The 13,107-nt window shown below is 51.3% G+C and carries 11 protein-coding genes; 5 read left to right on the top strand and 6 right to left on the bottom strand.

Annotated features, from left to right (window positions below):
• Positions 1-40: 40 nt before the first annotated feature.
• Together VGC33_RS00385 and VGC33_RS00380 are read right to left on the bottom strand one after the other, a co-directional pair.
• Positions 41-823: an ABC transporter substrate-binding protein gene (locus VGC33_RS00385; protein WP_331117859.1), complete on the bottom strand. Its 783-nt coding sequence runs from the start codon at positions 821-823 to the stop codon at positions 41-43.
• Positions 824-891: 68 nt separating this feature from the next.
• Positions 892-2,052 carry a methionine aminotransferase gene (locus VGC33_RS00380; RefSeq protein ID WP_331117857.1) on the bottom strand — a complete coding sequence of 387 codons (1,161 nt, stop codon included), beginning with the start codon at positions 2,050-2,052 and terminating at the stop codon, positions 892-894.
• A gap of 250 nt (positions 2,053-2,302) precedes the next feature.
• On the opposite strand from VGC33_RS00380, the gene VGC33_RS00375 reads away from it, so the two are divergent.
• Together VGC33_RS00375 and VGC33_RS00370 are read left to right on the top strand one after the other, a co-directional pair.
• Positions 2,303-3,232, top strand: a complete 930-nt coding sequence (locus tag VGC33_RS00375) for a LysR substrate-binding domain-containing protein (RefSeq protein ID WP_331117855.1) — start codon at positions 2,303-2,305, stop codon at positions 3,230-3,232.
• Between the two features lie 25 nt (positions 3,233-3,257).
• Positions 3,258-4,214, top strand: a complete 957-nt coding sequence (locus VGC33_RS00370; protein ID WP_331117853.1) for an aldo/keto reductase — start codon at positions 3,258-3,260, stop codon at positions 4,212-4,214.
• A 72-nt stretch (positions 4,215-4,286) separates the two neighbouring features.
• Here the strand turns inward: VGC33_RS00370 and VGC33_RS00365 are convergent, their stop codons facing one another.
• Entirely contained in the window at positions 4,287-4,469 is a 183-nt protein-coding gene (locus tag VGC33_RS00365) for a hypothetical protein (RefSeq protein WP_331117851.1), read from the bottom strand.
• Positions 4,470-4,641: 172 nt separating this feature from the next.
• On the bottom strand, positions 4,642-4,872 hold the full coding sequence (locus tag VGC33_RS00360; RefSeq protein ID WP_331117849.1) for a DUF1272 domain-containing protein: 231 nt from the start codon (positions 4,870-4,872) through the stop codon (positions 4,642-4,644).
• A 146-nt stretch (positions 4,873-5,018) separates the two neighbouring features.
• On the opposite strand from VGC33_RS00360, the gene VGC33_RS00355 reads away from it, so the two are divergent.
• The gene (locus VGC33_RS00355; RefSeq protein WP_331117847.1) at positions 5,019-5,531 is read left to right on the top strand and encodes a GNAT family N-acetyltransferase; all 513 of its coding nucleotides are present in this window, start codon (positions 5,019-5,021) and stop codon (positions 5,529-5,531) included.
• Here VGC33_RS00355 and VGC33_RS00350 read toward each other — a convergent pair.
• Together VGC33_RS00350 and VGC33_RS00345 are read right to left on the bottom strand one after the other, a co-directional pair.
• Positions 5,528-11,332, bottom strand: coding sequence for a hypothetical protein (locus VGC33_RS00350; RefSeq protein ID WP_331117845.1), 5,805 nt, complete (start codon positions 11,330-11,332; stop codon positions 5,528-5,530). The genes VGC33_RS00355 and VGC33_RS00350 overlap by 4 nt on opposite strands.
• Before the next feature lie 322 nt (positions 11,333-11,654).
• Positions 11,655-11,954, bottom strand: a complete 300-nt coding sequence (locus VGC33_RS00345; RefSeq protein ID WP_331117843.1) for a hypothetical protein — start codon at positions 11,952-11,954, stop codon at positions 11,655-11,657.
• On the opposite strand from VGC33_RS00345, the gene VGC33_RS00340 reads away from it, so the two are divergent.
• Positions 11,944-12,786, top strand: coding sequence for an urease accessory protein UreD (locus VGC33_RS00340; protein WP_331117841.1), 843 nt, complete (start codon positions 11,944-11,946; stop codon positions 12,784-12,786). The two genes, VGC33_RS00345 and VGC33_RS00340, sit on opposite strands and share 11 nt — an antisense overlap.
• 10 nt (positions 12,787-12,796) lie before the next feature.
• Positions 12,797-13,099, top strand: a complete 303-nt coding sequence (locus VGC33_RS00335; protein WP_331117839.1) for an urease subunit gamma — start codon at positions 12,797-12,799, stop codon at positions 13,097-13,099.
• Positions 13,100-13,107 lie beyond the last annotated feature (8 nt).

The raw sequence follows: 13,107 nt of genomic DNA, 5'->3' as shown, positions 1-13,107 counted from the left end.
ATCGGGCCCCGAAAAAATATTTCCGGGGCCCGCGCGTCCATCAGTCAGGCGCGGACACCTTAATATCGCCGAAATATTTTTTCGCCAGGGTGTCGATGGTACCCTGGGCCTTCACTTTGGCGATGGCCTCGTCCAGCTGTTTCTTCAGGGCATCGTCGCCTTTACGAATGCCGAAGGCGATGCCGCTGCCCAGGATGGCGTCGTCGCTTACCGCGGGTCCGCTAAACGCAAAACCCTTGCCCTGGGGCTGCGACAGGAAACCGGATTGTCCGGCCGGCGCCAGCACCAGCGTGCCGTCCAGGCGTCCGGAGGTCAAATCCATATAGACCTGGTTCTGATCCTGGTAGGCCACCACGTTTACGCCCTGGCCGGCCCAGTGGGCGTTGGCGTAGGATTCCTGGATGGACCCCTGCAGCACGCCGATGTTTTTCCCTTTAAGCGACGCCGGGGTCGGCTGCAGCCCCGCGTCGGCGCGGGCGATAAGCTGGGTGGGCACCCGGTAGATCACCTGGGTGAAGTCAATGGCCTGGCGGCGCTTTTCCGTAACGTTCATCGCCGAGTTGATGGCGTCGAATTTACGCCCCTGCAGCGCCGGGATCAGTCCGTCAAAAGAGGTATCCAGCCAGGTGCAGGTTGCCCCGGCGGCCTGGCACACCGCATTGCCCAGGTCGATATCGAAACCCTGCAATTCGCCGCTCGGCGATTTGGATTCGAACGGCGGGTAAAGCGCCTCCAGGCCAAAGCGGATTTTGCCCTCGGCCGCCATGGCCGACATCGCGGCCATGCCGCAGGTCAATATCAATAATGTCGCTATTTTTTTCATTGTCGTGTCCCGTCGTCGGTAGAGTGTGAACATCAAAATACGGCCATCCCGGCCGCCATTGCCGCCCGCTAGGGCCGCCATGCGCAAAGCCGGCGCGCGCCTTCCAGCAGCGTGGCCTCGTCTTTGGCAAAGCTTAGTCTTATCATGCCGGTATCCGTTCCGTCGCGGTAAAACGCCGACAATGGTATGGACGAGACTTTGGCATCACGGATTAATTTTATAACCATATCGTTATCGCTGTCCGTCGAGAAGTGGCTGAACTGCGCCAACAGGAAAAAACTGCCGGCGCTGGGCAACAGTTTAAACGGCGAATCCCGCAGGGCATCGCGCAATATATCGCGCTTTTGCTGGTAAAAGGCCGCCAGGCCGAGATAACTCTCCGGCTTGCCCAAGGCTTCGGCAAACGCGTATTGCATCGGCGTATCGGCGGCAAAAACCATAAACTGATGCACTTTACGGATTTCCAGCATCAATTCGGCCGGCGCCAGGCAATACCCCACGCGCCAGCCGGTAACGCTGAAGGTTTTACCGAAAGAGGAGACCACCACGCTACGCTCGGCCAGGGCGGGATACGCCGCCATGCCGCGGTGGGGGACGCCGTCGAACACCATATGCTCATAGACTTCGTCGGACAGGATCAGGATAGGGGTGCCGGAGGTCAGGGCGGTCAGCCGCCGGATATCCTCCTCGCTGAATACCATGCCGGTGGGGTTATGCGGGCTGTTGACGATAATCATGCGCGTGCGCGGCGTCACGGCCGCGGTCACCGCGTCCCAATCGATTGCATAGTTTTCCAGCGACATTTTCACCGGCACCGGTACGGCGCCTTGCAACCTGACGATCGGTGAATAGCTGTCGAACGCGGGTTCGAAATAGATAACCTCGTCGCCCGGATGCACCAGGGCGCTTATGGCGCTGTAAAGACCCTGGCTGGCGCTGGCGAGTATGGTGATTTCGCTTTCAGGATCATAGCGGCCGCCGTACAGGCGCTCGACTTTATCCGCCAGGGCCTCGCGCAGGGCCATCAGACCGGGCATCGCCGCATACTGGTTATGTCCGGCGCGCATGGCTCGCGCCGTGCTGTCTATCAACAACGGATCGCAGTCGAAGCTCGGCGCTCCCGAGGAAAGATTCAGGGCCTGATGTTCGGCGCTCAGTTGTCCGATGGTGGTGAAAATGGTGGTGCCGACATCGGGCAACTTAGACTTTGTGGGAATAACGCTCTGCATGGGAGACCACCTCCTGGAGTGGTTAAAACCGTATAAAAACGTGACACTGATGGCTGGATGAATCATGATTAAGCTACATATCCGGCCAGACGACAACCGATCCTTTATCATGCATGCCATGCGCACAGAACATGGCTGCGGCGAACGGACGATGTGATGGCGGACGCGCAGCCGCCTTTGCCGGCAATACCACCGCTGGAGCCATGCCTGTGGATGTTTTGACAATCCTGTTTTTATCCGGGGCGGCGTCATGAATCCGCTGCCCTCGCTTGACGTGCTCAAAACCTTTATCGTAGTCGCTGAACGGCTGAATTTCACCCATGCCGCGCGACATATGCATCTGACCCAAGGGGCCGTCAGCCGCCAGATTGCCGGTCTGGAACAGCACCTGGGCTGCGCGCTGTTTATCCGCCAGGCGCGGGGACTGGAACTGACCGAGCAGGGCGCGGCGGTGCTGGCGCCCCTGCAACAGGCGCTGGGACAAATCGACGCGACGCTTGCCCTTGCCGCCAGGCGTACCGGCACGCTGCGGGTAAAATGCCCGACCTGCGCCATGCGCTGGTTATTGCCGCGCATCATGCAGTTGCAAAACCAGCATCCGGAAATCGATATCGCCCTGACCACCTCGTTTTCGCATGGCGTCAACTTTGCCAGCGAGCATTTTGACGCGGCGGTGATTTTCGGCCGCCCGGAGAATAAACGAATACAGGCCACCCACCTGTTCGATGAGGTGCTCACCCCGGTGTGTATCCCCGAGCTATGGCCCGGGCCTGACGCCGACGTCGCCCGACTGGCCGATAAAACCCTGCTGCATCCCACCCGCGACCGCCGTGATTGGCGGTTATGGCTGAAGACGGCGGGCTGCGACGTACCGCAGGGCAAGGCGCAGCATTTCGACACGTTGGATCTGGCGATGACGGCGGCCCTGCAGGGATATGGCATCGCCATGGGCGATGTCTGCCTGCTGGAGTTCGATCTCCAGGCACGCCGCCTGAGGGCGCCGTTTCCCCTGTGTATCCAAAGCGGCGCGTCCTATTATCTGATTCATCCAGGACAGAAAGTGCCGTCGCCGACGCTCATGCTGTTCAAGCGCTGGCTGGAGCGGGAAGCGCTGGAGAGCCGGCAAAGGCTGGCGCTTAACCTGAGGAGTGCTAAGGTAGTGAATCTGGCAAGACAATAAGCTCAACAGCTATAAGGGGAAAACCATGCAAACAAGAACGCTGGGCCGTTCCGGGATTACCGTGCCGCCGCTGACATTCGGCGGCAATGTGTTTGGCTGGACTATCGATCGCCAGATGTCCTTTCGGCTGCTGGACGCCCTGGCGGAGCGCGGGCTGAATTTTATCGATACGGCCGATGTCTATTCCGCCTGGGTCGAGGGCAACCAGGGCGGTGAATCCGAAACCATCATCGGCGAATGGCTGAAAAAAAGCGGCAAGCGTGAGGGGATGATAATCGCCACCAAAGTGGGCAAGCCCATGGGCGGCGATAAAAAAGGCCTGTCCGCGGGCTATATTAAACGCGCCGTGGAAGATTCCCTTAAACGCCTGCAAACCGATTATATCGATTTATATCAGTCCCATGACGATGACCAGTCCGTCCCTTTGGAAGAGACGCTGGCCGCCTTTGACGCCTTGATCAGAGAGGGCAAGGTGCGGGCCATCGGCGCGTCGAACTATCAAGGTCCTCGCCTGGCCGAGGCGCTGCGAATCAGCGAGCAGAACGGTCTGGCGCGTTATGAAACGCTGCAGCCCAAATATAACCTCTACGATCGCCGGGATTACGAGCAAAACCTGGCGCCGGTGGTGACGGCGCACGGCGTTGGCGTGATTAACTTCTACGCCCTGGCCAGCGGTTTCCTGACCGGCAAATACCGCGCCGCCGAGGATGCGGCTAAAAGCCCGCGCGGGCAAAGCGTGGTCGATGGGTACTTAAACGATCGCGGGATCCGCATTTTGACGGCGCTGGACGCCGTCAGCGAGCAGCACCATGTTACGCCGACCCAGGTGGCGCTGGCCTGGAATCTTTCGCAGCCCGGCATCACCGCCCCTATTGCCAGCGCAACGTCGGTGGAACAGCTTGACGAACTGGCGAAAGCGCTGGAGCTGCGGCTTAGCGCCGAGGATAATCGCGTACTGGATGAAGCCAGCGCCTGGCGGTAAATCAGCGACGCTTGTTACCTCTGTTACCGCCGCGTTATGGCAAGCGGCGCCTTGGCGCGGCCGGCACCGGAATCAGAAGGATTTGACCAGAATACCCTTGGCCGGCTGCGCGGTTCCGGTTCTTAGCAGGGAATCAAAGGATTTCTCCACCTTCATTACCTGTTGAACAAATTCCTCCGGTGTAAGGCCGGTAGCCTTGCCGCTCATATAGGCCAATGCCAGTTCTTTTGCCTGAAAACGTGAAAAATTATACATTTTATGCCTCGGATAAAGTTAAATTAACGCGGGATGCCTGGGCTAAATAAGGTATGAAGCGATTTCTAGCCAGCACCGAATGGTCATCATTCCTTTGTCGCCGATGAAGGCATAATACGTTAATACCGCCGCTTTAATAGCTGCTTTTATAGATGGATTTGATAGCTGAAAGTTAACGTTTCGCCACAACACGCAGCGTAGAGGCGGGATGGAGTTTAAGTCGGTGCGGCGGACGAATGGGCCTGGCAACCAATTCACCGCCGCAGTTGGGGCAGAGATGATTGAAATAGGTTGCGCTACAGTCCGCGCAGAAGGTGCATTCATAAGAGCAGATGCGAGCCTGGCGGCTTGCGGCGGGCAAATCACAATCACAACGTTCGCAGTTGGGGCGTAGTTCCAGCATCCATTTTTCTCCCGGCGGAATTATTAAAGCACCTTGCGATTATTAGCAAAATATATTTATATAGTACAGGCCAAATACGGCCAATATCAGTAACATTTCAGGACAGGAATATCTGCATCGGGTTAATGGCCTTAAGTGAGGGTTGCTTGAATATAAGGAATATGGAAGACGCCGATTTTCCTGAAATCTGCCGCTGGTTTACCACGGAAAAGGAACTGGCGCAGTGGGGCGGTCCCCTGCCGCGTTTTCCCTTGGACCCGCCGCAACTGGCCGAAATGCTCGCCGAATCGGCCGGCACCCCGCCGCGCAGGTGGCTGTTTTGCGCCGGGGAACCGGGCGCCGCCACCGCCACCGCCCAGGTGGTCCTAGACTGGCGCAACGGCGTGGCGCTGCTCGGACGGGTGGCAGTCAACCCCGGCAACCGGGGGCAGGGTATCGCCGCCCCCTTCCTGAAAAGTATTATGCAGCGGGTGTTTGCCGAGCCGGACATCGCGCGCCTGGAACTGAATGTCTATACCTTCAACCAGGCGGCCATCCATACCTATGAAAAATTGGGTTTTATCCTCGAAGGCGTGCGCCGCAGTTCGGCCAAAGTGGGCCTTGAGCGCTGGGATACCGCTATGTACGCTATAGTGCGCGTGCCGCCGCCGCTGACTTAAAGCCCTTTTGACCAGGCGTTTGCAATATTGCGGAAACGTTCAACGGTCAGGATAATATCAAAATACAATTGCAAAAATATATCATCTGAATCCTGCTCCTGAAATTGATACTCGGCCAGTAGCGCGTTAAGCACGGCGGCCGATTCCGGCTCAACCTCAAACTTGGTTATAAAGTCATCGTAAGACGTGACCCCCAAGATCATTTCCGCCAGCGCTACCTGAATGCTCGGTATACTGACTGACGAGCGCTTGCGCCGGGTGAGGCCGAGATGCCGGCGCAGGCTTAACAGAAATTCAACAAAGTCATGCAGCCGACTATGCCTTGACTGTATATTTTGCAATCTGTTGATTTGTCTGTCGTGAATGAATCGGTTGTGGTTTTTTGATTTTATCGGCCTTATTGGCTCAAAATGATGAAACCAGTTGGGATGCCGTTGCTCAATGGCCTGGCTAATCATAAAGGGGTAACCTCTAACCGGTACTTTTAATTCGTTAGCCAGCATCTGCGCTATTGAATATTTGCCGCCAAACCCGCTGAAGCATGAATAGAGATCGACGCTTTGCAATCGGGAGAGATCATAGATATCCGGTTTCGCCAGCATAAGGCCGCGTACAACATGAGCAAATTCAATCGCATCCATATGATTAACGTCAAACGGCGCGCCGTGGACTTTTATCTGGATATGGGTCTTAAGGCCGTGGACGGCATGCATTTCCCAGTGGTCGCCCAGCATCATTTCCTCGCGCGAGACCGGGACGATTTCTTCTATCGGTTCGCCATTATCCCTTATCGCCAGCACCTTTTTTTTCGACAATCCAGGCATAAAGACTGATGAGGTATCTTCTGCGCCCTTGATATTACCAACAATGACGTTTAACTGTAGCGCGTTATGCCTGAGACGCAGCCGTTTGTCATTAAATTCTCCTAATTCTTCCACCAACAATATCGTTGCCCCGTTTGACAGCTTTGGATCGAAAAACGTGTTTCCCGCGCTGGCAATCCGGCCATGGCCAATGCTTATCTGCGCATGTTTCAACAGGCCCTGCGGGTCATAAAACAGGATTAATTTACCCGGATTGATGCGGACAAAGGCATTAAGATCGCCAACCAGCATGCCTGAATCAATAATATCACTGGCAAGAATGGTTTCATGTTTTGCTAATTGCAACTGCTTTCCCAGCGTTTCAGACTGCAGCATATTGATAATCTTAGCTTTATGAAGGATGACGGGAGGAAGACTCTCAAAGGAATGTAGCTGGCTAAAAGTTTTGATAAAATCTCGGGTTATTTGCCGGATGTTGGGCACCGCCATGGATAATAACGGGCGTGTTTTACGTATTAAAGAATATCTATTCCTAAGTACCACGCTTTTATACCATTTTGGTTCCCTTAGCAGATATGCGTCCTCAATTATTTTGGCGGGAGAGACATTTTCGCCTTGGGAAAAGGTTAAAGCATCATTGACGGTGCGGTAATCCTTATATTTTATTAAGGCGTATGTTTGAGGTAAATTATTTTTATAATCAAGCAGCCAATTATTCTCTAAATTCACCTGGACGTTGTTAGTATTAATATTTGATAACGGCCTCAGTGCCTGAAGGTCAAGGATGTAAATGTTTTCACCTATGATAAACTTAATTAATTGGTGATTTATAGGATCGTAATCATTCTCATCAATCCAAAAATTAACCGAGCGAAAATTTATATCTGTCTCGAAATTTTTATGGAGCTGATAGAAATCATTTATTAAAACAGTCTGGGTTGTGGAATAGTCCTGGCTGGTAAAAACCAAGTTTCTGGCCATACCGCCGGACAGTCGGTCAGCAATACCTGACAGAATAACCCCTTTTGAATAACCCGCGAAAAGTAACTCTTTCATATAGAGGTCAATTTCTTCTAAAAAAAATCTTATTATCCTGAGGTGATGATCAGCATCGTTTAACGTCGTGGATTGAATGGACTGGACCGGGGCTGATGACTCAAATACAACATCTTTGAGGACCTTATGTACACCCAAGCCCATTGAACGGCTGGAAAACAAGGAAGATTCTATTTTTTCATCAAAAATATTTACTCCCCATCCCCCCGTGGCCGCGGGTATTACGGCAATGGCATGATTCGCGTTATCCTCGGTCATCGGATCCTGCACCCGCCATACCTGGTTGGCTTCATCCCGTTTGACCTGAAAAACATCATCATGATCTATGATAAAATGACGTGTGTTATCCCTCCAGTCATTGAGTGTGTAAATCCCCTTGCGCTCAGGTTTTAACTCATCAACAGCAATATTTACTCGCCATTCTTTTCGAAATTTTTCTTTGAGATTTCTTTTTAGGGTTGGTATGGAGTTCACGAAAATTGTATTTTTTTTCAGATTGTTATAACAATGCATCGGAAAATTAATAGTCGAGTGAAGAGATAGTGGCAAAGGTAATAAATACTGCATAAGATCGCTTGAGACAGTCTTGGCCATGGATATGGCGACGGAAGGCGCATGTTTTAACATCTCGGCAAGAAAAAATTGTTTTAACATATGCTTGGGTATATTTTGCGATCTTGCTGCGATGATTATTGTTGATAAGTAAGCTTTGGGTATCCGACTAATGGCAAAGCCTGTTGGAACCATAGCTAATAAAAGATCAAAGATATCAAAAAAAACATCTTCAAACTTTAATGTCATATCGGCATCATACCATAAACGTTCGATGGTATGGTAAAAGGGGATGTACGCGGTGACAAAATCAATCCACGTCATAGCCAGCAAGGATTTTTTTAATCCTCCACTAACCTCGATTAAGGTTTCACGATTAAGAGCAACAATGAAATCCCGCAGGGTTTGCGCAGAGTCTATCTCTTTAATCGCCGCAAGCGAAAATTCCGGTGATGGATTGGAATACTCATTTTCCGCGGGCGTAATGACGAGAAAATCCAACGAGAAGTCGATATAGTTGATGTTATCTTCCGCCGAGAAAAATAATAATTTCATTTCATTAGATGTGATGGGCGATTTTTTTCGGCTTCTGACCTCCAGCTGCTCTGGCGCCTCAGTCCATTCATCCATTAGGCGATTGATGGTCATGGTATTTTTTAGGTGGGTGATATCCGTAATGACATTAATATTGGATAAAGTCGATACCAGGATTAACCGATCGCTTTGAGTTATAACCAGCGATATAAATCCCAGATTCGTCACTGGAATTGATATGCTGGGCGAGTTCGCTAAACTGTTTTGCATAAATTTTCTAGAAAAGATCTTGAATGTATAAGTGGCTTTTGGCGTATAAATAAGATCATAATAACCGAGCGAAGAAAACTTTACCGCATAATAAGTATTATGACTTGCTTCTCTATTAATGTGATGTGTTTTATAATTAACAAATTGATTGTAGTAATCACGTTTATCATCAAATTCGTTGGACGGCCTTAATTTATAAACGCTAGGGAACTTATCCATGGCGGCGAAGGTGAGCGCTGTTGCAATATTATGTTCCTGTTCACTAAAACGCTGGGTTATGGTTAAAAAATTAGCATCGCGCAGCGTAAGCGCGTTGTCATTCTCGCGATTAATAGATAAGTACCAATACGCGGAGGCGGTAAATAATAGATCAAAATAGCCTAGGGAAACGCTCCTCTTATAATGTTCTAAATACGCGTCATAATCCCCTTTTTTAATGTCTGGTGGTAGTTCTGATTCCACAGCCGCGATTTTTGCTTGAAAAATTCGCTGTTCTTCATTGTTTATTTCATTAAAACGTTTACGTAAAAATTTAGTAACGGCAGTATTAAATTCCATCTGAATGGAAATAATGATTTCCAGCATTAAATAGGAAATTTTGTCTGCCATGAGCTGTTTCTTGTAATCGTCGTGCCAGGTTTTTGGCCAGACCATTCGGGTTTTTTCCACAAGGTCGCCGCTAATAAAATCTTTAAATAATTCTCTAGCCGCATTAAAAGGCATTATGTTCATTTCATACCAAAAATTACCGTTATCAAATTGATCCTCGGATGTTCTTAATAATTCAATTATATTCACAAGCCTAACAATATTCGGAGATTTTTCATGTTCAAGACTGCAGTAATGAGTCATTTCATTCGATAATAAATTAAGTACTTCATCTTCTCTTATTTCTTTATCTATTTCTTCAAACATGGCATTATATTTTGTTAATTCACCCGGAACAATGATATTTTCACCTTGCAGGCTGATATCATTTTTTCTGGTATAGTCATATATCATATAGAAAATTCTTTTTTTTATGACTTTGTTTACTCTTTCATTGTCTTCCTCTATCAATGCTGTTAATAATTCCTTATCATTGTTGTAAATGACTTTTTCCAGGGTTGTCACATTTTGAGTAACATAAAGTTCATTGCAATAATCAAGCTTGGCCTCCTGCATGATTAAGATGTGTTTATAATACCATGCATACTTGAATTTTTGGTCAATTCTAGCCGTATTATATGAGTCCATTATGCTTTTTTTGGCATCATCAAAGCTGACGCCTTTTTTGAAATCAATAGCTTCATTAATGCTATCTATCTCGAGTTCACGGAAAGAATTAATCAGTTTGTCAATCTCTATTTTAATGTAGTGATTGATAAGTACCTGGTTTTTGCTGTATTTTAATATTCGATGCCTGGTTAGACTGCTGGCGTTTTTGCTGACTAGGTAACCATTGATTATGGCCTCCGTCCTCCCTTTTAATAAAATGAGATGGATGAATTCTTCATTTTTAACTAGCAGGTTACCCTGATCAAACAGGTCATGAACTTTTTCGCCGATATATTCATCAAATGCCAGCAGCGTGCCCAGGGAATCATCGCTTGGAGTAATAACCAGAGAAAAAATAGAGGATAATCTTTCAAATTCAATTTGTCCCCGGTAATGAGGTACCAAGAGCGTCGTTTCTTTGCCATCAATGACGAAAACCAGCGGTTTTTTTTTATTGATGAACTGCTCGTACTCGGTTTCCGGCCCCAAAGCACGGCAACCTCTCATATTCACAACGGGTAGTTCATCGTCGGCAAACAGATCGTTAATATTATCCGGCCATTCTTCAACGTGATATCCCACCGGGCTATTGCCATAATCGAACGAGTCCTGGGCTGCGGCGGCGGGAAATGTCAACGCGGCGAAAAAGGCTTGGACAGGTCGCAGGACCATGTCCCGCCAGCCCGCCAGCAGAGGGTGAGGGTTCCCGGTGGTTGCGCCGGCCGACGGTATTTCGCCGCGATACGCACCCTTGCCGGCGCCGGCGGGACCACGCGCTGCAGGGCGCTGGCGGGCGGAAGCGCCGGCAAGGACATGGCCGAGGCTCACTTGCGCCCATAGCATCATCAGAGAAGCATATGCCGTGCCCTGGGGTGACAACCCATATTCCATATGATGGCGTTTACCATCGGACACCATCGTCTTTCCCTCAATATCAGCCACGTAGACCGTTCTGCCGCTTGGCAGAACGGTGATTTTGGTTAATACCCGGTGTTGACGGCCGTCCCAGTCCAATGTGATATATTTGCTTCCCTGGCTATTTTGCAGGCTCTCCGGAAAACGTTTCAGTTCCGCGACGCAGGAATACAGTTCACGCACCCGGTGTGCTTCGCGATCACGCTGCCCTTGAGTCAGGACGGCATCACGCGTGGGCGTAAGGCGCCGGCATGAGCGGGTTGGCGGCCGGGGATGATACTGGCGGCAATCAACGTTTGGCTGTAAATGACCCAAAGTCGCGTTGGCGTCCGTTACCGCCGGGCAGTCTGGAATGTGGGGGAAATAAGGCGCGGGGGAGGGGCTTGTCTTCATGATACCTGTCCTTGTAGTATATGAATAATAACGATCTGATATATATTATAAAAGTTCGAGTTGTTCATTTATGTAATATAAGCTCCCTCGATAGACGCATTGAAATTAGGCGTCTTTAATCGAATGCTGAAAATAAATGATATTATTAGAAGGTTAATTTAGGTTTTATCTAACGAGAATGAACTGTGTTTCCGACAAAGGGACTGCGCTATCTCAATACGCTTGCGCAACCGCGTATTTATATTTTCGCGATACTCTGCGTTTTTTTGCCGGGCATAGGCAGAGACATTAACTGTTAAAATTAAGCTTGTCTGCTTTATTGTCATGCCGTGCGGTTAACAACATGATGAATCGGGATGTGGCGCCGGGTCCGGCCGCGTCCAGACAGGACGCGCACCGTTTTGGCGCGCCACGGCCGGCGTGTTGGGTAATGGTGCGGCCAGGGCACCACGATGGTGCGGCGCGGCGCGGCACGTATCGTTTTAACCCCATGAGAACTGGCCCATTTTTTGCACCCTTTTTTTGCAATAAATAAACTGCGAAGAAGATAAAACAGGGCCGTCGGCATACCGCGCATCAACGCAAGCGGATAGTGGGTTTGATAGGGTTTTATGACAAACATGATTGTAATGTCCGGGCAGCCTTCCCCCCCGCCCGCGGGCTGGCTGGGGAAACTCCAACTGGGTTTCGAGCGGCGCCAGGGCCGGACGCTGCTGACGACGCGGCGTCATAGCGGACCTTATCGAGTGCAGCGGGCGTTTTATCCAGAAGGCGATCACCCCCATGTTTATCTGCTTCATCCACCGGGCGGCGTGGTTGGCGGCGATCGGCTGGAATTATCGGTTGCCATGGCGGCGGATAGCCATGCGCTGCTCACCATGCCGGGCGCCACCAAGTTTTACCGCAGCGCCGGCCAGCAGGCCCGGGTGTCGCAGCGGTTTTTGCTTGCCGAGAACAGTATTCTGGAATGGCTGCCGCAGGATAATATATTTTTTCCGGCCGCCAGAGTGGCCATCGACACCGAGTTCCGGCTTTCGCCGGGCGCGCGCCTGCTGGGATTCGATACCCTATGCTTCGGCCGGCCGGCGGCCGGCGAGGCGTTTACCGAAGGCTGCGTGGATGCTTCCCTGCGCATTATCCCGCCGGATTCTCCAGGCCTGTTTGAGCGGCTGCGCATCAGCGCGGGGCGGCTGGAAAAGCTGGGTGGTTATCCGCTGAGCGCCACCTTTTATGCCACGCCCGCCACCGAAGACATGCTGGCGGGCGTGCGTCTGCTGCTCGATGCCGCCAATGCGCCGGCGGCGGGCGCCAGCCTGCTGGATTCGCTGCTGGTGGCGCGTGTGCTGGATAACGACAATCAACGGTTGCAGCGGTTAATGCACCGTATCTGGGCTTATTTACGGCCCGGCATGCTGGGGCTGGAGGCGATAGCCCCGCGCATCTGGTCAACCTGAGGAGCAATGAGTGGAATTAACCCCGAGAGAAAAAGACAAGCTGCTGCTGTTTACCGCCGCCCTATTGGCGGAACGGCGGCAGGCCCGCGGGCTGAAGCTGAATTACCCCGAGGCGGTGGCGCTGATTAGCGCCGCGATCCTCGAGGGCGCCCGCGACGGGCTGACGGTGGCCGAACTGATGAGCCTGGGCCGCGAGGTCCTCACCCGTAATGATGTGATGGAAGGCGTGCCGGAAATGATCGCCGACGTGCAGGTGGAAGCCACCTTCCCCGACGGCACCAAGCTGGTGACGGTCCACGATCCGATAATCTGATAAACAGC

The sequence above is a fragment of the Acerihabitans sp. genome, assembly GCF_036398755.1.
Taxonomy (GTDB): domain Bacteria; phylum Pseudomonadota; class Gammaproteobacteria; order Enterobacterales; family Enterobacteriaceae; genus Acerihabitans.
Note: the sequence above shows the minus strand (reverse complement) of the source record. Positions and strands in the feature narration are given on the sequence as shown.